The sequence below is a fragment of the Ruegeria sp. CDSC042 genome, assembly GCF_059610745.1.
On record NZ_JBXWOF010000001.1, the window covers coordinates 573,159 to 593,006 of the forward strand.

Annotated in this window: 27 protein-coding genes; 21 read left to right on the forward strand and 6 right to left on the reverse strand. The window is 52.7% G+C overall.

Features of this window, described 5'->3' with window-relative positions; translation table 11 throughout:
- The first annotated feature begins 1 nt into the window (after nucleotide 1).
- From AC2FHX_RS02930 to AC2FHX_RS02950, 5 genes are all read left to right on the forward strand, one after another.
- Nucleotides 2–502, forward strand: coding sequence for a hypothetical protein (locus AC2FHX_RS02930; protein WP_496700333.1), 501 nt, complete (start codon nucleotides 2–4; stop codon nucleotides 500–502).
- Nucleotides 503–625: 123 nt separating this feature from the next.
- A complete protein-coding gene (locus AC2FHX_RS02935) occupies nucleotides 626–1,219 on the forward strand; it encodes a hypothetical protein (RefSeq protein ID WP_496700332.1) in 594 nt (197 codons plus the stop codon).
- Nucleotides 1,220–1,243: 24 nt separating this feature from the next.
- Nucleotides 1,244–2,059 carry an N-acetylmuramidase family protein gene (locus AC2FHX_RS02940; protein ID WP_496700331.1) on the forward strand — a complete coding sequence of 272 codons (816 nt, stop codon included), beginning with the start codon at nucleotides 1,244–1,246 and terminating at the stop codon, nucleotides 2,057–2,059.
- Nucleotides 2,056–2,265, forward strand: a complete 210-nt coding sequence (locus tag AC2FHX_RS02945) for a hypothetical protein (protein WP_496700330.1) — start codon at nucleotides 2,056–2,058, stop codon at nucleotides 2,263–2,265. Before AC2FHX_RS02940 ends, AC2FHX_RS02945 begins: the two co-directional genes overlap by 4 nt.
- A complete protein-coding gene (locus AC2FHX_RS02950; RefSeq protein WP_496700329.1) occupies nucleotides 2,265–2,633 on the forward strand; it encodes a hypothetical protein in 369 nt (122 codons plus the stop codon). The genes AC2FHX_RS02945 and AC2FHX_RS02950 overlap by 1 nt, the downstream gene beginning before the upstream one ends.
- Before the next feature lie 407 nt (nucleotides 2,634–3,040).
- On the opposite strand, the gene AC2FHX_RS02955 is transcribed toward AC2FHX_RS02950, so the two are convergent.
- A complete protein-coding gene (locus tag AC2FHX_RS02955) occupies nucleotides 3,041–3,601 on the reverse strand; it encodes a hypothetical protein (RefSeq protein WP_496700328.1) in 561 nt (186 codons plus the stop codon).
- Nucleotides 3,602–3,817: 216 nt separating this feature from the next.
- On the opposite strand from AC2FHX_RS02955, the gene AC2FHX_RS02960 reads away from it, so the two are divergent.
- The 9 genes from AC2FHX_RS02960 (at nucleotide 3,818) to AC2FHX_RS03000 (ending at nucleotide 6,943) form a co-directional block, all read left to right on the forward strand.
- Entirely contained in the window at nucleotides 3,818–3,955 is a 138-nt protein-coding gene (locus AC2FHX_RS02960; RefSeq protein ID WP_496700327.1) for a hypothetical protein, read from the forward strand.
- 6 nt (nucleotides 3,956–3,961) lie between these two features.
- Nucleotides 3,962–4,474 carry a hypothetical protein gene (locus AC2FHX_RS02965; RefSeq protein WP_496700326.1) on the forward strand — a complete coding sequence of 171 codons (513 nt, stop codon included), beginning with the start codon at nucleotides 3,962–3,964 and terminating at the stop codon, nucleotides 4,472–4,474.
- 451 nt (nucleotides 4,475–4,925) lie between these two features.
- On the forward strand, nucleotides 4,926–5,114 hold the full coding sequence (locus AC2FHX_RS02970) for a hypothetical protein (protein ID WP_496700325.1): 189 nt from the start codon (nucleotides 4,926–4,928) through the stop codon (nucleotides 5,112–5,114).
- 233 nt (nucleotides 5,115–5,347) lie between these two features.
- Complete coding sequence (locus AC2FHX_RS02975) at nucleotides 5,348–5,563, forward strand: hypothetical protein (protein ID WP_496700324.1); 216 nt, start codon at nucleotides 5,348–5,350, stop codon at nucleotides 5,561–5,563.
- Between the two features lie 10 nt (nucleotides 5,564–5,573).
- The gene (locus AC2FHX_RS02980) at nucleotides 5,574–5,852 is read left to right on the forward strand and encodes a hypothetical protein (protein WP_496700323.1); all 279 of its coding nucleotides are present in this window, start codon (nucleotides 5,574–5,576) and stop codon (nucleotides 5,850–5,852) included.
- Between the two features lie 23 nt (nucleotides 5,853–5,875).
- Complete coding sequence (locus AC2FHX_RS02985) at nucleotides 5,876–6,040, forward strand: hypothetical protein (RefSeq protein ID WP_496700322.1); 165 nt, start codon at nucleotides 5,876–5,878, stop codon at nucleotides 6,038–6,040.
- Between the two features lie 24 nt (nucleotides 6,041–6,064).
- Entirely contained in the window at nucleotides 6,065–6,304 is a 240-nt protein-coding gene (locus tag AC2FHX_RS02990; protein ID WP_496700321.1) for a hypothetical protein, read from the forward strand.
- A 9-nt stretch (nucleotides 6,305–6,313) separates the two neighbouring features.
- A complete protein-coding gene (locus tag AC2FHX_RS02995) occupies nucleotides 6,314–6,715 on the forward strand; it encodes a thermonuclease family protein (RefSeq protein ID WP_496700320.1) in 402 nt (133 codons plus the stop codon).
- A 9-nt stretch (nucleotides 6,716–6,724) separates the two neighbouring features.
- Entirely contained in the window at nucleotides 6,725–6,943 is a 219-nt protein-coding gene (locus AC2FHX_RS03000) for a hypothetical protein (protein ID WP_496700319.1), read from the forward strand.
- A gap of 676 nt (nucleotides 6,944–7,619) precedes the next feature.
- Here the strand turns inward: AC2FHX_RS03000 and AC2FHX_RS03005 are convergent.
- Nucleotides 7,620–8,750, reverse strand: a complete 1,131-nt coding sequence (locus tag AC2FHX_RS03005) for a cupin domain-containing protein (protein ID WP_496700318.1) — start codon at nucleotides 8,748–8,750, stop codon at nucleotides 7,620–7,622.
- Nucleotides 8,751–8,812: 62 nt separating this feature from the next.
- Nucleotides 8,813–9,040 (reverse strand): hypothetical protein, encoded by a 228-nt coding sequence (locus AC2FHX_RS03010; RefSeq protein ID WP_496700317.1) that lies wholly within the window; start codon nucleotides 9,038–9,040, stop codon nucleotides 8,813–8,815.
- Between the two features lie 132 nt (nucleotides 9,041–9,172).
- On the opposite strand from AC2FHX_RS03010, the gene AC2FHX_RS03015 reads away from it, so the two are divergent.
- Complete coding sequence (locus tag AC2FHX_RS03015) at nucleotides 9,173–10,006, forward strand: nucleotidyltransferase domain-containing protein (protein WP_496730437.1); 834 nt, start codon at nucleotides 9,173–9,175, stop codon at nucleotides 10,004–10,006.
- A 380-nt stretch (nucleotides 10,007–10,386) separates the two neighbouring features.
- Here the strand turns inward: AC2FHX_RS03015 and AC2FHX_RS03020 are convergent, their stop codons facing one another.
- Nucleotides 10,387–11,277 carry a serine hydrolase domain-containing protein gene (locus tag AC2FHX_RS03020; RefSeq protein ID WP_010443740.1) on the reverse strand — a complete coding sequence of 297 codons (891 nt, stop codon included), beginning with the start codon at nucleotides 11,275–11,277 and terminating at the stop codon, nucleotides 10,387–10,389.
- 127 nt (nucleotides 11,278–11,404) lie between these two features.
- On the opposite strand from AC2FHX_RS03020, the gene AC2FHX_RS03025 reads away from it, so the two are divergent.
- Nucleotides 11,405–11,725, forward strand: a complete 321-nt coding sequence (locus AC2FHX_RS03025) for a hypothetical protein (RefSeq protein ID WP_496730439.1) — start codon at nucleotides 11,405–11,407, stop codon at nucleotides 11,723–11,725.
- A 289-nt stretch (nucleotides 11,726–12,014) separates the two neighbouring features.
- On the opposite strand, the gene mepK is transcribed toward AC2FHX_RS03025, so the two are convergent.
- Nucleotides 12,015–12,584 (reverse strand): peptidoglycan L,D-endopeptidase MepK, encoded by a 570-nt coding sequence (gene mepK, locus AC2FHX_RS03030; protein ID WP_142633747.1) that lies wholly within the window; start codon nucleotides 12,582–12,584, stop codon nucleotides 12,015–12,017.
- 355 nt (nucleotides 12,585–12,939) lie between these two features.
- Between mepK and AC2FHX_RS03035 the strand changes: the two genes are divergently transcribed.
- From AC2FHX_RS03035 to AC2FHX_RS03050, 4 genes are read left to right on the forward strand one after another with little or no spacing between them, the layout of a single operon-like run.
- On the forward strand, nucleotides 12,940–14,544 hold the full coding sequence (locus tag AC2FHX_RS03035; RefSeq protein ID WP_496700315.1) for a L,D-transpeptidase family protein: 1,605 nt from the start codon (nucleotides 12,940–12,942) through the stop codon (nucleotides 14,542–14,544).
- Nucleotides 14,545–14,580: 36 nt separating this feature from the next.
- Entirely contained in the window at nucleotides 14,581–15,672 is a 1,092-nt protein-coding gene (lpxD, locus tag AC2FHX_RS03040; protein ID WP_496700314.1) for a UDP-3-O-(3-hydroxymyristoyl)glucosamine N-acyltransferase, read from the forward strand.
- A gap of 32 nt (nucleotides 15,673–15,704) precedes the next feature.
- The gene (locus AC2FHX_RS03045; RefSeq protein ID WP_142633752.1) at nucleotides 15,705–15,962 is read left to right on the forward strand and encodes an acyl carrier protein; all 258 of its coding nucleotides are present in this window, start codon (nucleotides 15,705–15,707) and stop codon (nucleotides 15,960–15,962) included.
- 9 nt (nucleotides 15,963–15,971) lie between these two features.
- Nucleotides 15,972–17,180, forward strand: a complete 1,209-nt coding sequence (locus AC2FHX_RS03050; protein ID WP_271947157.1) for a beta-ketoacyl-[acyl-carrier-protein] synthase family protein — start codon at nucleotides 15,972–15,974, stop codon at nucleotides 17,178–17,180.
- 40 nt (nucleotides 17,181–17,220) lie between these two features.
- Here AC2FHX_RS03050 and AC2FHX_RS03055 read toward each other — a convergent pair whose 3' ends face one another.
- Nucleotides 17,221–17,838 carry an invasion associated locus B family protein gene (locus tag AC2FHX_RS03055; RefSeq protein WP_496700313.1) on the reverse strand — a complete coding sequence of 206 codons (618 nt, stop codon included), beginning with the start codon at nucleotides 17,836–17,838 and terminating at the stop codon, nucleotides 17,221–17,223.
- Between the two features lie 433 nt (nucleotides 17,839–18,271).
- Here AC2FHX_RS03055 and AC2FHX_RS03060 point away from each other — a divergent pair, with 433 nt between their 5' ends.
- A complete protein-coding gene (locus AC2FHX_RS03060; RefSeq protein ID WP_496700312.1) occupies nucleotides 18,272–19,813 on the forward strand; it encodes a helicase HerA-like domain-containing protein in 1,542 nt (513 codons plus the stop codon).
- Nucleotides 19,814–19,848 lie beyond the last annotated feature (35 nt).

The following is a 19,848-nucleotide window of genomic DNA, read 5'->3' on the forward strand; positions in this document are numbered from 1 at the left end:
GATGTCTCAACCCACCACGTGGGGTGTGCCGCGCATTGCGGATGCCCCGGTAGATCCAGAGGCTTATGCTGATCGGGATGACGCCAGCCTTGATGCGCTGCTGGACAGCCACTCAGGGGCTGCACGTCCCACTTATGCTGTTGCCGGTACTGTCTGGCGCGACACTGATACCAACCGTTGGTACATGTATGACGGCACCGATGATCACGAAATCCCGATCCTTTCGCGGTCGCCTGCTGTCCTTGGTTCGGTTTCCGGTGCGGACACCATTACCGCCGCGCTAACCCCCGCTCTGACGGCTTATACCGAATTGGTTGAGGTGCTGTTTGTTACTGCCGGGGCCAATACAGGCGCTGTGACCCTCAATATCGACAGTCTCGGAGCAAAGTCCGTGGTGAAGGCAGCAGGCACCGCCCTGGCGGCGTCTGATCTTGCGTCGGGTGAAGCCGTCAAGCTCTGGTACGACGCCGGGAACGATCGGTTCCAGGTCATAGGAAAATAACGGCGTCTCTGCGCCCTGCATTTGCCCCCGCTTTCAAGGTGCAGGGCGCAAATGCGCTGAAAGCAACGACCATAAGCTGGTGAGTTGAGGCCAAACAGCGGCCTGTTCTTGATCGGGAATACGATGACAAAGCAACAATTAAAGAGCCAGGCGCAGCGCTTTGGTGAGTGGATGGAGTATGCCCGGAAGGTGCTGCAAGCCACTCTCCTGATTGGCGGTCTCTTCATATCTCTCTGGGCTCAGTTTCTCGGGCCGGGCATTAAAACCGGGGTGCAGAACTTCGTTGGCATCACGGAAATTGTGGATCGGCTGGAATATGTTGAGCAGAACATGCCGCCGCCAGATGTGGTCGAGTGGAATGAGCGCATTGCCCGACAAGTGGGGGCCTGCAGCTCGTCCGGCTGTCTGTATGTCCTGAGCGGTGCCAAAACACGATATGGCGAGAACTGCGGTGCGTCGGCTTCGATGGTCCCTTTTGTGCGCACTTCAGCGGGCCAGAACATACAGGCTTCCTTTGACCTCAACCAAATGACGCCTGTGGAACTGACCAGATCCCCAACCAATTTCACGGTCTACCTGCGCATCCCAAGTTATCTGCCCGATGGCGACCATAGCTGGCGGGCCAAAGTGATCTATCCGGGCTGTCCGGGGATCGGTGAGCCCGTGCCACGCTGGACGCCCTGGTTCCCGCTCAAGGTCACAACACCAAGCGATTGAAAGGTTTAATCAAGGGTGAAGCTGATGAATTTCAAAGGTGAAGCTAAGCGGCTGGATGATATTGATCTGTCTCGCATCGGTGCCGTAATCGGCGTTGGTGAAGACGAGATTCACGCGGTTCTGGATGTGGAAACCCGAGGTGGTGGCTTCTTTAAGGACGGGCGTCTAAAGATGCTTCCAGAGCGCCACATCTTCTATCGCGAACTTGGGCCGGGTGCAGAGCGCGACGCGGCAGTGCGCCGTGGTTTGGCCTATCGCAGGTGGGGAACCAAGCCTTACCCGAAATCGACCGAGGCGCGCTATCAGCTTCTCGCGGAGATGATGAGTATCAATAAAGACGCGGCACTGCGCAGCGTTTCATGGGGTCTGGGCCAAATCATGGGTTTCAACCACCGACTGGCCGGATATCCAAGCGCCCGGGCCATGGTTGAGGCCTTTGTCGATGATGAAGAAACTCACCTGCGCGCCATGGTGAAATTCATCGTTTCAGCGGGGCTGGATGATGAACTTCGGAACCACGATTGGCCGGGGTTCGCCAGAGGATACAACGGCTCAGGCTACGCCAAGCATGGATATCACACCAAGTTGGCCGCAGCGTTTCGCAAATGGAAGGCAATCCCGGACACGCCTTTCGACATCGATCGCACGGAGCCCGAACAGGTCACCGACACAAAGGCGGTCAAACGCAAGGACCAAGTCAGGGATGGCGCGGCAGCAGGGGTCGGTCTGGCCGTCGTTGCAGCAATCAAGTGGTGGGAACAGATTCAGTCGGCAGTCTCGTCCAAGGCCTGTTCCATCAGTTTCATAAACGATCTGTTTTGTGGGGGAGTGAACCTATGAATATTCTCAAGGGGTGGCGCACCATACTCGCTAATATTGCTTTGGCTGGCCCGATTGTCTGGGACCTGTTTTGGCAGATTTTGCAGACGCCCGAGTTTCACGCGGTGATCCCAGCCGAATATCTTCCGTTCTATTCTCTCGGCATGGTCATCGTGAACATGTGGCTGCGCAAGATCACCACAACGCCTGTGGGGCAGCGCTTCTGATGTTTGCCGCAATCGCTTCTTGGTTCATAGGTGGTGGCGCGAACGGTCTGGCCTCTCAGCTCCGCGGCGCCTATGCGGATCGACTGGCGGCGAAAAACGATGAGCAGCGGATTGCGTTGGACGAGAAGATTGCAACCCTGACCGCCCGCGTTGAGGCTCAGACACGAGGGGCGGGGTCGTTCTGGCCAAAGGTGGTTCGGGCAGCCTTTGCGCTTCCATTCATCATCTACAACGCCAAGCTGATTGTCTGGGATAAGGTCTTGGGGTGGGAAGCAACCGACCCGCTCAGCCCTTATCTGGAAGGGATCGCGTGGACGATCATCACCTTCTATTTCTTGGATAACACCATCCGATATCTGCGCTCTTAGGTCGGGCGTAAATCGACTGACGAACCGTCGGTGACCCATTGCAATCCCTGCGCCGGGGTGCGGCGCGTATCTTAACTGAAAAGGAGTTCGATCAACTTGTCTGGGCTCCCTCGCCCTAAGGCTTACTCAGCCCGGCCCCTGTGGTCGGGCTTTTTTGTTTCTGGGCTGTCGCTGTTTGGGGAGTAAAAAAGGGGCCCCGCTATGCGATGGGGCCCTTCTTTGTTGCGAACTAGTTAACGTCTTAAGGCTCGTGAGAATGCAGCAACTGCGAAACGCGGGGCCATAGGTGGGCGTAAACGTACATCAAGGCAAGTACCAACGGTACGAGCAGTGACATCATTACGAATACCAGGCCCGCCTTGGAGAGTAGAACTCCAATGATCTCCATCGACATTTCCTCTTTTCTGCTACTGTAAAGAACGGCTCGGGTCTCTCTTGTAGATAAGAGCTCGAAAGAAAGCTCCAACCATCAATGGTATGGTAAAGTGTGGGTCATTTGCGATCTCAAACCAGTTCTTAACCATCGACATGATTATTTTACTACCGACTTCACCATTTTGACCAGAGAACTTTAGGCTTTCGTTAAGCGCAAACAAGTCAGGGGCGCGTGAGATTAGAAAAATATATGCCCCGATAACAAGCACTTGCGCGAACACGATACGCCATGCTCGGCCGAACCTGAAATCCTGGTTGTCGCCTTTTGCATTTGGATTCAATGGCTTGGACATAATAGCTATTGTCTGAGTGTTTTCCATCCACCGGATCAAAGACTCCGCGGCTACACCTATCCAAAAAGTGACAATGAACAACAGGGGAGTTGTCTCAACATCCATCACCCATGTCACCATAAAGAAAGTAAAAAACCAAATTCCTACCCAGAATAAGCTCAGTATAAGAGCTGCAAACCACGTAGAAAGCCTGGGAAAGTTACATGAGATAGAATGTACAAAGCCATGAAAAGGTGTCATTTTTAACTTTTTAATAAGATTGTTCTGAACTCGCAATTTCTGAAAAGTTAGTTTGAAAATCAATGCTTTGTCAACTTTTTACCACCCACAAGTGTCAGGGTGATCCTTCAAAAGTTGTCGGCAATAAACCGCTTGCTGGGGTGCATTCAAGGACTCTACAACGCAGGCGCATTCTACATTGTTGGTCGAACCGCTGGTTGCGTTATGATCAAGGGTATGACAGCCGGTGCACTGATGGCCGAGGCCAACGCCGCCGATCCTGACGCCAAGCCGGTGAAGAACACCGAAAGCGTTCGTCGGTGGCTAAGGGCGGGGGCTAAGGGCTTGGAGTATTCGATTGGCGAGCAGGAGTAATTTCGTTTGTGTTGGATTGCAGAAGGCATTGCGTGGGTTAACAGCTTAGAAGGTTTTTGGGCTGATTTGGTCAAGTCATTGCTGTCAATTTTTGTGGGTGTGTGGATATCAATTCGGGTTGCTCTGAGGAAATTCGTTACCGAAAAATGGTGGGAACGCCGCGCAGACGTCTATGAGGATGTCATCACTGCCACCTATCATGCATTTCGAAAAGTCGATGAAACGCTTCACGCTGAAACTGTTGGACACACCATCTCAGAGGACTTGCAGCGCGAATTGGAGCAGATGAGTAAGCGAGCCCATGAGAAAATTGTAGAGGCGAAAACCATTGGCTCTCTCAAGCTTTCAAGTGATTTCTTGGACAGGTTACACCAGCTTGACAGGGATCTTGAGGAGGCGGGCAACATTCCCGGTGAGACATTTAGTTGGAACGTACGCCTCGCGGAATCACATGACGCTTACAGAAAATGCCTGGATGATTTGAAGACTATCGCCAGAAAAGATTTGAAGATTGTGTAGACGACGAATTGGAGAACCGAAGTGGACGATTGCCAGTATTTTGAGGTCTTTAGAAAGACCATTCAGCGTAAGCCAATTAGTGCTAACCGTCAACGACGCGCGCCGCAACACATTAGGGCGCCGTGGTGCAGCCACCCGAATTCGCCGGTGGACCGCGATATCGCCTTGTCGGCGGGCGGCGGCAGTGCATTGAAATGCGAGGGTGACTTGGATAAGTGCCCCTTAATTGAAGCCGGAAACTTTTTCGTAGACGACAAATAGGAGCCCGGCTTGAGGACCTTTATCCAGTACTTAACGGGGTACGACTACGCAAAGCCCGACGAAAGACGGGAAGTAAACAAGTTGTTCCGGTCTCTTGGATTAGCTGTTCTGTGCCTGATCATATTGATCGTTTTCAAAGATCAGTTTCTGTACCTTGCGAGATTTGAGTATTAACAAATAGGAGCGGCGCATGGGCAAGAATACCAGCAAGGCTGAACGAGTCGCGGCAGTCAAAAAACTAGAAGAAAAATGGCTTTCTCCAGGGGACCTCAAGCTTGTTCGGAAGGGTAAGAAGCCAAAGAAAAAGAAGCCACTTAACAACTCAGCGCCAGGTCAAACTGCAACGTTTGTTCAAGGCGGGAAAGTAAGTCCACGATAAGGAGTGCTTGTGGCCAAGAGTTTCGAACATACCAACCCGAGGGCCCGCAAGCCGGATGAGTTCAGGGGTACGTGGAAAGGGCGGAACTACCGCCGTGGTATATTCAGGGTCTTGGCCGTGAACTTGCTGATTTTCTGCGCGATCCTTGGTTGTGCAATCTATGTTGTTCACCTCAAGGATGAGGCGAGACAGAACCCTAGAGTTTGGACACTGGGTTTACAATAGGAATTTCGATGACCGACGAACTCAAATTTCCGATCAATTTCTTGCGGAACAATGACGTTTTGACGAAGGATGGTGAATTCATCGGAACATGGGATACCGATGAGACCGACGCCTTTTACGAGTTCACGCCGGATGGTGCCTCCGAGCCGCTGTTCAGTGATCCGTTCATGGGCTCACTTGCTGAATCGATCCTGGAGTGGCTCGATTCAGATAGTTCACAATAGGGAGAGAGCATTGAGCAATTCTGGATTTTCACTGAGCGAAGGCGCAAAAAACTTAGTTCTTAGCCGCTCGGACGAAATATTGAAACGAGCGCGTGAACTAATGCAGCGCCATGGCATAAACCCCATTGAGCCGAAGAATGGATTTTCTTTAGATGATTTCGATACAGCGATGGAGGTCATCACCTCTTTGGAAGAAGGTACAGAGGTAGAAGTAACTGAAGAAAACGCTGCGGCAGTTGAAAACTGCCTAACGACTTTGGTTGCCGTTTGCGTATCGGACGTCGATTAGAGTTTCACAATAAGGAGCGGAGAATGACCGAAGAACAGAAGCGTATCTTGGAAATCTATGACGATGTTGAGGACAGGATGCCTGACAAGAGCTTGCTGATGCTTGTGGAATTCACCGCAAACGAAGCAGAAGTCGATTCTGGTGACGTTTGGGTTGCGCTTGAAGCCCGCAGTGGAGCGCAAAACTGAAGTACACAGTATGGAGCATGGCAGATGCCAAAATTACAGATCGATGAGGTTGCGATTGTTGAGTTGGACGCCCAGCAGGCAGCGACCTTGAAGCGTCAATTTGCCAATGCAACGAGGACTTGGGTAAATCGGATCGTGCTAGAACTCAAAGAGCCAGCGGTGGATGTTTCAGGTACGATGGAAGCGCCCAAAGAGTTGTCCTACGAAAACGGCATTGCCACCATTGAAGTGCGCTGGGAATCGATAACCGGTAGTTCACAATAGGGAGGCGCCATGAAGCACCTACTAGCCATCGCCGCCCTTGTTCTCGCCACCGCTGCCCAAGCGGGCGGCACCTATGTTCGGGACGCTGACACCATCGTTGTTGACGGAACACCTGTCCGGCTGAACGGCGTCGATGCACCTGAACTCGGCACTCGATCTGGTCAGAACGCGAAACGGTGGATGGTGAACTATCTGCGCGGCAAGTCCATCGCCTGCGACCTGAACGGCGAACGTACTCACGACCGCTGGGTGGGTGTCTGCTATGCTGACGGACAGGACATAGGCGCGGCAGTCATTGCCGCCGGTCATGCTCTGGACTGCGCCCGATATTCGGGTGGGCGGTACAGGCACTTAGAGACGCGCGCGGCCAGGTCACGGCTCAAGCGGGCAGGGTATTGTAGATCACGATAAGGAGAAGGCATGGGTAACTGGAAGGGTTTCAGGCTGTGGTTAGTGGTTGCGGCCAACTTGGGATACGCAGGTTGGTCGGTAAACACGGGTGATGCCCTGAGTGCAGCTGTTTTTTCTGCTATTGGAGCGTTCTTGGCAGCTATCCTTTTGTCTCGATGGATTTGGGCCATTAGTGACGAAGAAGCGGAGATGCGTTTCGATAGGCTTTGGAGCAATGTCAACAAATAGGAGCCAAGGCCGAATGACGTATGAAGAGTGCTTTCAATCCACGTTCTTTGATTGGCAAGGCTGGACGATAGCATTCGCTGGCTTACTCGGGTCTCTAGCCTTGGCGAAATACGGAAAAAGGCGTCTCGCATTCGCAGCTGTTTGTACTGGCCTAATAGTAGGTGTTGTGTGGGGGTATTTGTACTACGAGATGAACTGCGTTGAAAAGATCCGCCCGTATGGTTTGAGTTTCGCAGCAATTTTTTGATAGTCCACAATAAGGAGGGCGAGCAAATGGGTCGCTACAGGGGAAAGTGCGTGGATTGTGGTTGGACAGCACATCCCAACGCTAGGGCTATCAATACTAAACGCTGCCCAATGTGCGGAGGGGGAGTTTACATCCCCGATGAAGACCGACCCTTGGTTGTTAAGTTTACCCTGTTTGTGGTTTTGTTTTTGCTACTTATCGCGGCTTGGACTTTCAGTCGATAGTTGCAGTACAGCCTGTAGTTCACAAAAAGGAGTGCCTGATGTCGGCTTGGCGGACTTTCCCGTCTTTCGCTGCGGCTGCGCCAATGGCGCCTTTGGATAATGGGCTGGTTCAAAAACCGTCGATTTGGGCCGTTGCTAGAGATACAATCATAGCCTGTTCATTGGATATATTGTGGCCAAGCTGTTTTGTCTGCAATGGTGCCTCCTAGCGCTTGATCGCCAACAAGCCTTCAGATACGAGCTTCCTCACAAGAATTACGTTGCTTTCTAGGTCCAGGGGCCCGGGCAGTTCATTCGCTGAAAGCTCCCGACCGCCGCTCTGACAAATGGCTAATATTGCTTCCTGAGAAATCTCCGGCGCACTGAAAACTTTGCCATTAAAAGTCACATTAATCTTGCCGTGCTCAACGAAGCTAGTTGCAGGAATGTTTTTTCTCAACAATACAGCTGTGTTTGGGCCAATTGAGTTGACGTTAAGAAGGTCAAGGAAGTGGTTCTCCAGATCGGGCTCAATCAGGCATGAGGCATCTTTAAGAACATTTTGGTGGATCTTATCCGGATCAATGCGCTCTCCAATTGACCTCAAAAGCTCTTTCACATGTGCTCCAATCCCACTCGTAGGATCATCGTACTCGAGACACCCGGCCGGTACTGCCTCGCGAAGCGGCGACCACTCCTCCGCAAGCTCATCAATCGAGCCTTTGATGACATCGAACCATGATAACTGACTCAAACCAATCGTTAGATGTACCGAAACTGACTCCTCTGTTACTGCTTCATGAATGTATCCTCTAGGAATATAGACTACTCCACCCGGCTTAAGTGTGAACTCCTGCTGGACCGATCCCGGGTCTGGTTTGTATCTAGAATGCCGTTGACTGGGCAGCGGCAGTTCAATGGGGCTGTCGTATAACGTCCATTTCTTCTCCCCGACGAGCTGCACGACAAACACATCATGCGTATCGTAGTGCCGCGACAGGCCCTGCTCTTCCGGAGGCGTTATGTACGCGTTGACATGGGTTCTGCACGTTAGTTGTCGACTAAGATTCCGGCATAGAGTCTTCAGAGCCTGGTTTCGTTCGTGAATGGCCTGCAGCGCAATTGTGCATCCATCACGGAACGCGCTGAACACATCCTCTACTGCCAATGCACGGCCTCGAGAATTTAGGCTTTCTATATGATACTCTTGGCCGGGTTTCAGCAGCCGAATGGTCGAGTTGACATGTCTTTGACAGGTAATCAGACTATCAACATCCAAATCTTGGATCAGTTGGTCCAATTCTGCGGATGAAGCCTTTTCAATACAAACTGGTTTGACTTGCCAGTAGTCGTCCATAAACGACTTCTTGGGTAACGGATCTAAGATGCTATTTAAATCCATGCCACACACCAAGACGTCTATTCATCCTTATCTGGCTTATCGTCGTCATTGCCGTCTGGCTCGTCTCCCCCACTTCCGTCCCTCTCATCTGACGATCTGATCATCGTACGACCGGCTGAACCTGATGACCTCAGCGGAATTCTCACCTCAGTCTTCACCACGGCGAAATCTCCTTCATCTAAAGACGCTGTAGAAGCTGAGAATTCTTGATCTATTCCACCATTTTCCAAATCTTCGCTAGACATGCTATATCTCCAAGTGTCAGTACTAATTCAGTAAGCGAAATCTGCGCGTCGCAAGGCATTATGACGTGCAGGAACCAGCCTGTTCCGACACTGTCCTACGGATTCGCTCACACTGCAAGAGATTGGGGCAAGATGTGTCGCTCAAGCATTTCTTACAACGAATTTATTAAGTCGCTCAGGTCTGGCTTCGAACGCGAACTTAGCACGTCTGGGCAAATTCGTTCCATCTACATATCAGGCAGCTACGCACTCGGCGACTACATCTACGGGAAGAGCGACCTTGATCTGACCGCGATTGTAGATGGTGAAAATACCAAGCACATACAAGAGCGAGACTTGGAATGCTTGGAGGCCGTGCTCAGGCCTTTTGATCTATCAGTCGACCTAACGGTGAGGCATTTAGACGAGTTGAAGGCAGTTTCATTGGGGCATACATCTCATCGTGCTGAGTGCTTTTGGAGGCTTCGACACGCGAGTCTGCGAGTCTTTGGCGTGGACGATATTGAACAAATGCGCGAGCCGCATTTTCGGTTGTTCCTGAGAGATACCTTGTATGCCCCGTTCTTCTTCATGAAGCGAGCTCGCGATCTGAAGTCGATGCCAACAAAGCTCGAGTACCCTCAGAAGGATTCTATTGGCTTTGGATACTTGCGGACCAAAGGAGGAAACGACCTCCCTACGAAGAATCTTCATTCGATTTTATCTCGGATACTAGTTTCATTATATTGTCATCGAGAGGGCCGTTACATAAGTGACGGCCGCGCTGCCGCAAAATTTTTTCGAAATAATGAGCCGGATCAGTTTTCTGGGATTTCAGATGCGGTTGTGCGGCTCAGAGAAGATTGGAGATATGAGGTCCCGCTTGCCGATGAGGAGGTAATCTTGTTCAATGAGATTTGCCGGATAACGTTATTTTGGGAGAATGCATATCTCGCATTTGTTTATTCGACTGACCTTCGCAGTTGACAAAATTCGCTTTGCAGAAGTCTTGCGACGCTGCGAAGCTCGCGGTGAATTTCTTTCTCTCCTGAAAATCGTTCATCACTGAAAGAGCACCATCTTTCAAAGTTGGACCAAATCCAAACCGTCTTTCAAGCTCGTGTGACAAAATCTGTCCTTCTTGTCACCGGCGGTGGTGCACCCTTAAGCGTTAAAAAATATTGTGCCACAAACCCTTAGCGAAACTCGGTTTGATTTTGTCGCGTTTTTGGCCGCAGCGCGAGGAGCCGACATTGGTACACGGTGCAGCATCGAGTAGCTTGGGCTCAGACCGGTCATCCGACATTTTCAGTAGGACATTGAGCCGGTTCTGAGGGTTTCAAGGTCTGCTATGCGGGACGAAGCAGTCATTGATCTTCGGCTAACCTCTCCGCTGCAAACTCGGCAACACCCTCAGCGGTCCCATCTGTAAACGAGGCCACAGTGATTGGATCAGTAACGTCAGGAAAATGATAGACTGCGTTTACGCTAAACGGTCCACCACCGGAATGCCCTACCGCCTTACCCACACTATTCAAAGCACCAGACATCAGGCCAAGAGCATATCCACATTCTGTCCATGGACGGTTGGGAATAGCACCGCCAAGGATTTTTGCATCTAACATTTGGCGCATGGTAACTGGCTGCAACAGATGACCAGACATAAGCGCGTGCAGTAGCCGCGCGGCATCTGGCGCGTTTCCGATCAAACACCCATGGTAGACCCATTTTGGGTCGTAGTCAGTCGCGGCCTCCCAATGTACCCTCCGAAATTGTTCGCATGTTTCTGCAAGCACAATACTGTTCAGGCCCAACGGCTTGCACACCATATCGGCAATAACCTCACGAAGCGGCGTCTCCAGCGTCGCTTCGATTAGCTCGACTACAAACATGTAGCCTATGTTGGAATAAGACCAACCTTGTACCGGCTCAAACAACATTCCTTTTGCAAGCGCCACATCAAGTAGTTTGTTGCGTGTCCAAGGTGTTTCCTTGGCCGCAACGGCTGAGTGATATTCAGAAAACTGCCCGTAATCTGGGAGACCAGAGGTGTGCTTTAGAAGTTGGCGAAGGGTGTAACGTTCGCCCTTCAGCGTGGCGTCCAGGTCGAGTTTCCCGCGTTCAACCAGTTTCAAAGCACAGATTGAAATTACAGTTTTGGTGAAGCTCCAATAGGGAAAGCAGGCCTCAACCGAACCAGAGAATCCTTCTCGGCCAGAGGCTGTTATCCAATAAGAGTGAACTGTTTGAACGGTCATTTTGCATATGTCTGGCATTGCTTTGCCGGTGTCAATTTGGGCTCTCAGCGGACATTCGAGAGTTCACAATAAGGAGCGGTAAAAATCGAATTGGATAAGTTGGGAATGTTCTCTACATGTTCTCATCATGCCCGCCGCGAATCCGCCGATACGAGAACACCCGGGAAAGCCGTCTCGAAAGATGGTCGACGCGGCCCGTGCGCATCAGTTAATCACGCTGCGCTGTAACCTCTGCCACAAGTGCATGAACTACCTGGCCTCGGATCTGGTTGAGATAGTGGGGCCGGATTGGCCACTGAATCACGCACCTTTTCCTTGCCATAAGCACGGTCGCGAATATCTCGACGTCAAGGTCTGGTCGCCAACGGCTGAGGATCTTGGCCGCGTGGCAATCAGGCGACCGGCCCGGGTTATCCAGACTTGGAAGACTGTGATGTTGGGGGATTGAAAAGATCGAAACAGTTTCCAAAGTCCCTTGTAAGCTATTGATACTTGGTGGCCACCACCAAACTCGGTTTCCAATGCAGGCCTTTGAAAAACAACAATATGCGCATACCTCTCAGGTGCGCCATTTCTTGAATATTTGGGCTCGTATTGAAAATCACCTGCAACAGCCGGTTTGCGCAGGGTTTATGAGGCTGCCTGAGTAGAATAGGCACCTCCACAATGGCAGATAAATCTGCTCATTCAAACGGTTACGTGAGCGACAAAGTTTTCTTGACGACGGGCGGGGCGGATCAACCGCCCCAGCTTCTTACCACACCGCAATCCATATGCACGAAGTTCGAGCGGTGGTATTTGCCAACACCACCAGCACGGCAAGACATCGCCGCTTTGGCCATTTGCGAGACCGAACGAGATGACAGGCGGAGGTCGGCTGCCTGGCCTTTCATGTGCAACGAATTCTTGGCAACACGTCGCGACCGTGACCGCAGCATCGCGTTGGTCTGCGGCGAGCGATAGCCCGACAGCAGCATATAGGGTTCGTTGACATCCAACAGATTATGCGACGCCGCCATGATGTCGATCGTGCGGAGGTCCATATCTTTGGCCTGGTCGGTGCGCCAATCGCGCATGAAGTGGTTCACTTCTTTGACCGCGTCTTTGATGTATTTTCCGTCAACCCAATAGATCATATCGATCCGCTCGCCAGTGCGTCCGGAATACATGCGAATACGGCGAATATCACCACCGCCACGAAGAAATCCTGCTGCATTGGAGTAGGTTGGAGTTGCTACAACTGCTGTAGCTGCGAATGCGCCCAATAAAGCACGCCGGGTCAAACCCGAGGAACTGCTCGTCGTCATTTTGTGTTTCGTCCCGTACTGTTCCTGCCTGCACACGATGTTACGCGCGCTGTATTAATTTATTCCCATCCCAGATGAGGGATTTATGACACAGTCGTGAAGGGCGGCCAAGAAGTCTTTCGAATTCATCTTTTCAAGGGGGAATTTTCGGCAGTTTTTTGCGCAGGTGGTGCAAAATGGCAAAGATCCAACGTCTTAGGCCGTCGCGGAAACCTGTCCGATGCAAACAAGCATCACGCTTGGGTATAAGCACGAAATTGATGCATTTGTGAATAGACAATGGGTTTCAAGCAAAACCATAATTGTTCGGCATTGCCTGAAACGGCGTATTATATAGAAAATTCAAGGGCTCCAAATGTTCTCTGTTCTTCGTGCAAGCACCGGTATTGCTTTGGCCGCATGTTTTCTGACGTCTTCGGCGATGGCGAACACTGAGGCCAAGCCTGAAACCGCATTCCAGATGGCGGTTGCCGAATTTGCACCTTCCGGGTCTGAGATTGCCGATTTCTACCGTGAAAGAGGATTCGTGCCTGTTTGGGTTGGCGACACGGCTGCACATGCTGAACGTCGTCAACGGTTGATTGAGGGGCTTTCTGCGGTCGAATTACACGGGCTACCCGCGAACGCCTATGATGCGCAGGGCTTGGTTGACCGGCTTCAATCAGCAAAATCAGCGCGTCAGCTTGGGGCCGTCGAGGTCGAGTTGACACGCGTTTTTGCAGCCTATGCTCAGGACATGAGGACAGGCCTTTTGCGACCATCCGATATAGACGATGGATTGGTCAGGAAGGTCGAGCCGACCTCGACAGCAGGGCATCTGCGTGGACTGACGACCTCGGAGGATGCAGCCTATTTCGATCAGTTGGCGCCAAGCTCGACCCAGTACCGGGCTTTGATGAAGCAGAAACTTGCGCTAGAAGAATTGGTTCGCCAAGGCGGTTGGGGAACTACTGTTCCACAAGCAAAGCTAGAGCTGGGAAACACGGGACCCGCCGTAATAGCGATGCGTAACAGATTGGTTGAAATGGGTTTTATGAACCCAACCGCCAGTCCGGTTTTTGACGATGCCTTGCTGGCAGGTGTTCAACGGTTTCAGACCGCACATGGTCTTGCCGCAGATGGCGTCGCGGGTCCGGGCACAATTACTGAGCTGAACCGCACTGCCTCGGAACGTCTGAAGGCCGTCTATGTCGCGCTGGAGCGTGAGCGCTGGTTGCCGCGCGAGCGCGGTGAACGCCACATTCTGGTCAATCAGGCTGATTTCTCAGCCAAGATTGTTGATGACGGCTTTATTACCTTTGAAACCCGCGCTGTGATCGGCAAGAACACCCATGATCGTCGGAGCCCCGAGTTTTCCGACAAGATGGAGCATATGGTCATTAACCCCAGCTGGTATGTTCCACGCTCGATCATCACCAAGGAATACTTGCCAAAGCTGCAGTCCAATCCAAATGCCGTCGGGCATATTCAGATTACCGATCGCAGTGGTCGCCAGGTCAATCGCGGGGCAGTAGATTTCACCCAGTTCACCGCAAGAAACTTCCCTTTTGCGATGCGCCAACCGCCCAGCAAAAGCAATGCCCTGGGGCTGGTGAAGTTCATGTTCCCCAACAAGCACAACATTTATCTGCATGATACACCGCAGAAAAGTCTGTTCGCTCGGGAATCCCGTGCCTTCTCGCATGGTTGTATCAGATTGGCGCAGCCTTTCGAATTCGCTTACGCACTGTTGGCGAAGCAAGAAGAAAACCCAAAGGCGTTTTTCCATCGGATTCTCGCGACTGGAAAAGAGACCACAGTGAAGCTTGAGCAGCATGTTCCTGTCCACTTGATTTACCGCACTGCCTTTATTGGCCCGAAAGGTGAGGTACAGTACCGACGCGACGTCTATGGCCGTGATCAGAAAATCTGGAATGCTCTGCAGAAAGCAGGGGTGGTCCTGCCGGACGTTCGGGGGTAATCACCGGGGGCAGGTCCTAGTTCCGGGAAGCCCCACATGAAATATACAGTTCAACAAATCGCAGATGCCCTTGACGCTGAGTTCCAGGGCGACGCCAGCTTGGTCGTACATGCTGCTGCTGAACCGTCGGATGCAACTGCCACTGATCTGGCGATGGCGATGTCGCCGAAATATGCCGAGGATCTGGGATCGGGTTCGGCGCAGGTCGCCATCCTTTGGGAAGGTGCTGACTGGCAGGCGTTGGGACTTAAGGCAGCAATATTCGTTCGACGACCGCGCATGGCGATGGCCGGGATCACCTCCATGCTGGATAAAGGGCAGGGCTTTGGATCAGGGGTTCACCCTTCTGCAGTCATCGACCCAACTGCGGATGTGGCAGATGAGGTCTCAATCGGCCCTCTGGCAGTCATTGGTGCACGGGCCCGGGTCGGCAGAGGGGCGAATATCGGACCGCATTGCGTCATAGGCATGGATGCTGTGTTGGGCGAAGACGCCGTTCTGCGCGAAATGGTCAGCATTGGTGCCCGTGTGCAGATCGGGGATCGTTTTATCGCGCAACCAGGGGCAAGGATCGGTAGCGACGGGTTCAGTTTTGTTACGCCCGAAGTATCGGGGGTAGAGAACGCGCGCAAGACCTTGGGGGATGCAGGAGACGCCAGCGCGCAAAGCTGGCTGCGCATTCATTCACTTGGTTCTGTGGAAATTGGCGACGATGTCGAGATCGGCGCGAATTGTACGATCGACAACGGGACCATTCGTAATACTCGCATCGGGAATGGCACAAAACTGGATAATCAGGTCCATATCGGCCACAACACGCGCGTTGGTAATGACTGTCTGCTGTGTGGTCAGTCTGGTATTTCCGGTTCAGTTGAGCTTGGCAATAACGTGGTTCTGGGTGGGCAATCAGGCGTCTCGGACAATATTTTCGTTGGCGACCGGGTGATTGTCGGCGGTGGTACCAAAATCCTGTCAAACGTACCTGCCGGTCGTGTGTTGATGGGCTACCCGGCTGTGAAGATGGAAACCTTTACTGATGTCTATAAGGCGCAGCGCAGATTGCCGCGGATGCTTCGTGACGTGGAGGCGTTGAAAAAGGCTGTTTCCAAACAGCCTCCGAGCGATTAAATCACATTCAACGTGATAATCAGAGGATCGATATGAGCATCACCGACCGCGTCATTGCCATCATTGCCGAACAAGCCGTGTTGGAGCCTTCGGATGTGACGCCCGAAAGTACGCTCGAAGATCTGGGGATCGACAGCCTTGGGCTGGTCGAGAGTATCTTTGCCATCGAAGAAGAGTTCGACATTACCGTTCCGTTCAATGCCAATGAACCAACGGCCAGTGACTTTGACATCTCAAATGTCGCCGCGATCATTGCTGGGATCGAAAAGCTTGTGGCAGAAAAGGTCTGACCCAAGCAAATGAAACGGGTAGTAATAACCGGGGCAGGCACGATCAATTCGCTTGGTCATTCAGTTCCAGATACGCTTGAGGCGATGCGGGAAGGCCGTTGTGGCATTTCGGAACTTGAATTTCGAGACGTCGACAGGTTGGCGATCAAGATCGGTGGGCAGGTCCGGGGGTTCGAAGCCGAGGGTCGGTTCAACCGCCAACAGATGACTCTGTATGACAGGTTTACACAGTTTACCCTGACCGCGGCCAAAGAGGCCATAGATCAGTCCGGGATCGAATTCCACGGTGAGTTGGCTGCACGATCTGGCGTGGTTCTGGGAACAGCAGGTGGTGGCGTTTCGACCTGGGACGACAACTACCGTTCAGTCTATGAGGACGGGAAGAACAGGGTCCATCCATTTGTTGTACCAAAACTTATGAACAACGCGGCGGCAAGCCACGTATCGATGGAACATAACCTCAAAGGTCCCAGCTTTACCGTATCGACTGCTTGTGCCTCATCGAACCATGCGATGGCGCAAGCCTTTCAGATGGTGCGCAGCGGGGCGGCCCCTGCGATGATCACCGGCGGCTCAGAATCCATGTTGTGCTTTGGTGGCGTTAAGGCCTGGGAAGGGCTGCGGGTGATGTCCAAGGATGCCTGTCGTCCTTTTAGCGCCAACCGAAACGGTATGGTGCAAGGAGAGGGAGCGGGCATCTTCGTGTTCGAGGAATACGAACACGCGAAGGCGCGTGGGGCAGAAATTTTGTGCGAAGTTGTTGGTTTCGCGATGACCTCGGATGCATCAGACATTGTAATGCCCAGCAAGCAGGGCGCTGCCCGTGCGATGTCAGGGGCGTTGTCTGATGCTGGCCTGAATGCCAATCAGGTGGGTTATATCAACGCCCATGGCACAGGTACTGCGGCCAATGACAAAACGGAATGTGCCGCTGTAGCTGGCGTTTTCGGCCCGCATGCGGACGAACTTTTGATCTCATCCACCAAGTCGATGCATGGTCACTTGATTGGCGGAACCGGCGCGGTAGAGCTTTTGGCCTGTATCATGGCCCTGCGAGATGGGGTGATTGCACCGACGATTGGCTACGAAGAACCAGATCCGGAATGTGCTTTGGACGTTGTGCCCAACGAGGCACGCGATGCGAAAGTCGAGGTTGCGCTAAGCAACGCTTTCGCTTTCGGAGGTCTGAACGCAGTACTTGCCTTGAAGCGGGTTTGAGAAAGCCGCTGGGTTAAACGGCTTTCTCGAAATGTAGTCTTCAGTTGGTTGCGACATCAACAATGTCGTAGCCTGCAGTAAACCCGGACAAAGACAGGTCAAGTTCGATCACCTGATCCGGCGCGGGCGCTGGAACGATGGTCAAAGTCGCCTTGCTACCCTGCTTCATTGCGTCGATATCCCCTTGGGTCAGGCCGATTTGGGCAACACAGCCAACAGGGTTACAAAACGAATAGTTGTAGCGTTTGGCAGGCGCCCCGTCGATTGAGAGGGTCAGCTGCGCTTGCAACAGGGTTTCAAGCGGAACCAAGATATTTGCTCCGGCTACAGCCGAACCGCCTTCGGGTAGGCGGAACATGGAAAACTCAGCCATAGGCACATCTTGCGGGCCATTTATGACTTGCAGCAGCGAACACAGATCTTTGCCCGCGTTCATCTTCAAACAGTTCAGGCTCCAGTCGCCGAATTTTTCTTTGTCATAGCGCTGTCCGACCTTGACGGTTTCATCGACCGGCTGCCCCAGGTCGAGACCATTGTCCACCCGCTCGGTCGTAGGGGATTCGGTGGCAGGTTCTGCCGTGTCGGTGGTCTCTTGCGCCAGGGCGGCGCCGTTGAAAAGAAAAGCTGCCGCAACAAGCTTTATCGGTGTCCTGAACATAATTGCCTCGTGATTGTTGATGTGGCTTTTCGCCGGGTCTAGCACCACTGGCGCGCAGTGTCAGGCATTATGCAGCGTAAAAAGACAGAAGTGATCGGAATCTCGCCTGAGGCCCCGTGGGCAACACGTGTGGCCAAGATAAAAGGGAGCCGGTGGAGCGGCTCCCTTTCATGAATTTTTCTCCCCGTCGGACCGGCCGACTTAATTATGAGCAGACGTTACGAGAGGGCGGCGCGGTGGTCAACTGCTAACCTGAAAATTTAATTATGAAGCTATGGTGAAAAAAGGGCCGCGCGTGAACGCGCGGCCAGTCGACAGGGAGGAAGTTTGTTGACCGCGGAATTCTCATACACGAACAACCAGAAAACTATCGCAGCCAAAGGTTAACTTTGTATGCTGGGCGGAGATCGGTAGGAAACAGGGCCTTAAGCATATGAGTGAGAACATATTTCTTGGCGGTGGTGGCGCAGATTACAGCCAACCGCAGACGTTGTCGTTGAAATACGCCAACCGCCACGGCCTGATCGCCGGTGCGACCGGCACTGGCAAGACCGTGACGCTTCAGATCCTGGCCGAGGGGTTTTCCAAGGCCGGGGTGCCGGTGTTTCTGTCTGACGTCAAAGGTGATCTGTCTGGTTTGGCGCTGGCGGGCAGTGAAAGTCACAAGCTACATGGGGCATTTCAGAAGCGTGCCGAAACCATCGGATTCACGGATTACGAATATGCCGCTTGCCCGGTCACTTTCTGGGACCTGTTCGGTCAGCAAGGCCATCCGGTTCGAACCACAGTATCCGAGATGGGACCTTTGTTGTTGTCCAGGCTGATGGACCTGAGCGAAGCACAAGAAGGCATTGTAAACATTGCATTTCGGGTTGCCGATGAAGAAGGTATGCCCCTGTTGGATATGAAAGATCTGCAAGCCCTGTTGGTCTGGATCGGAGAGAACAGAGCAAATCTTTCGCTGCGCTATGGGAATGTCTCAACCGCCTCGATCGGTGCCATCCAGCGACGGTTATTGGTTCTTGAAAATCAAGGGGGCACCAATCTGTTTGGCGAACCTGCCCTGGAACTGGCCGATCTTATGCGCACCGATGCCAACGGGAATGGCATGGTGAACATCCTGGCCTCTGACAAGCTGATGGGATCACCTCGTCTGTATGCGACGTTCCTGTTATGGCTGCTGAGCGAACTGTTTGAAGAGTTGCCCGAAGTCGGCGATCCGGACAAACCCAAGCTGGTATTTTTCTTTGACGAAGCGCATCTGTTGTTCGAAGACGCGCCCAAAGTGCTTGTGGACAAGGTCGAGCAGGTCGCCCGCCTTATCCGATCAAAGGGCGTAGGGGTCTATTTCATCTCGCAAAACCCGGCAGACATCCCAGAAGACATTCTGGGTCAGTTGGGTAACCGGGTACAGCATGCTTTGCGAGCTTTCACCGCCCGAGACAGGAAAAACCTTCGCCTTGCGGCTGAAACCTACCGCGAGAATCCAACCTTTGATACTGAGGCCGCCATCCGTGAGGTTGGCGTGGGCGAGGCGGTTACATCCATGCTGCAAAAGAAAGGGGTTCCGGGCATCGTCGAACGCACTTTGATCCGTCCCCCTGGGTCACAGTTGGGGCCGATTACCGCTGCCGAACGGCAAACGGTAATGAATGCGTCTCCGATGAAAGGCAAATACGAAACCCGCATAGATCGCAGATCAGCCTTTGAGATGCTCCAGGCGCGGACTGATGCCGCAGCACAGGCCGCAGCCGAGGCAGAAGAACAGCTTGAGTCTCAATCGATTGCAGAACGCGAATTTGCCACGGCTCGCCGATACTCAGGTAGCAAAGTATCGCGGTCTTCTTCGCGGATCGTGCGAAAGAAGGACACCTTTGCCACCGCCATGAGCGAGGCCGTCATTAAAGAGCTTAAGGGAACAACCGGGCGCAGGATCGTCCGAGGCATTCTGGGCGGGTTATTTCGTAATCGTTGAATGGCGGGCCGGGCTGATTGCCCGGCCACACAACG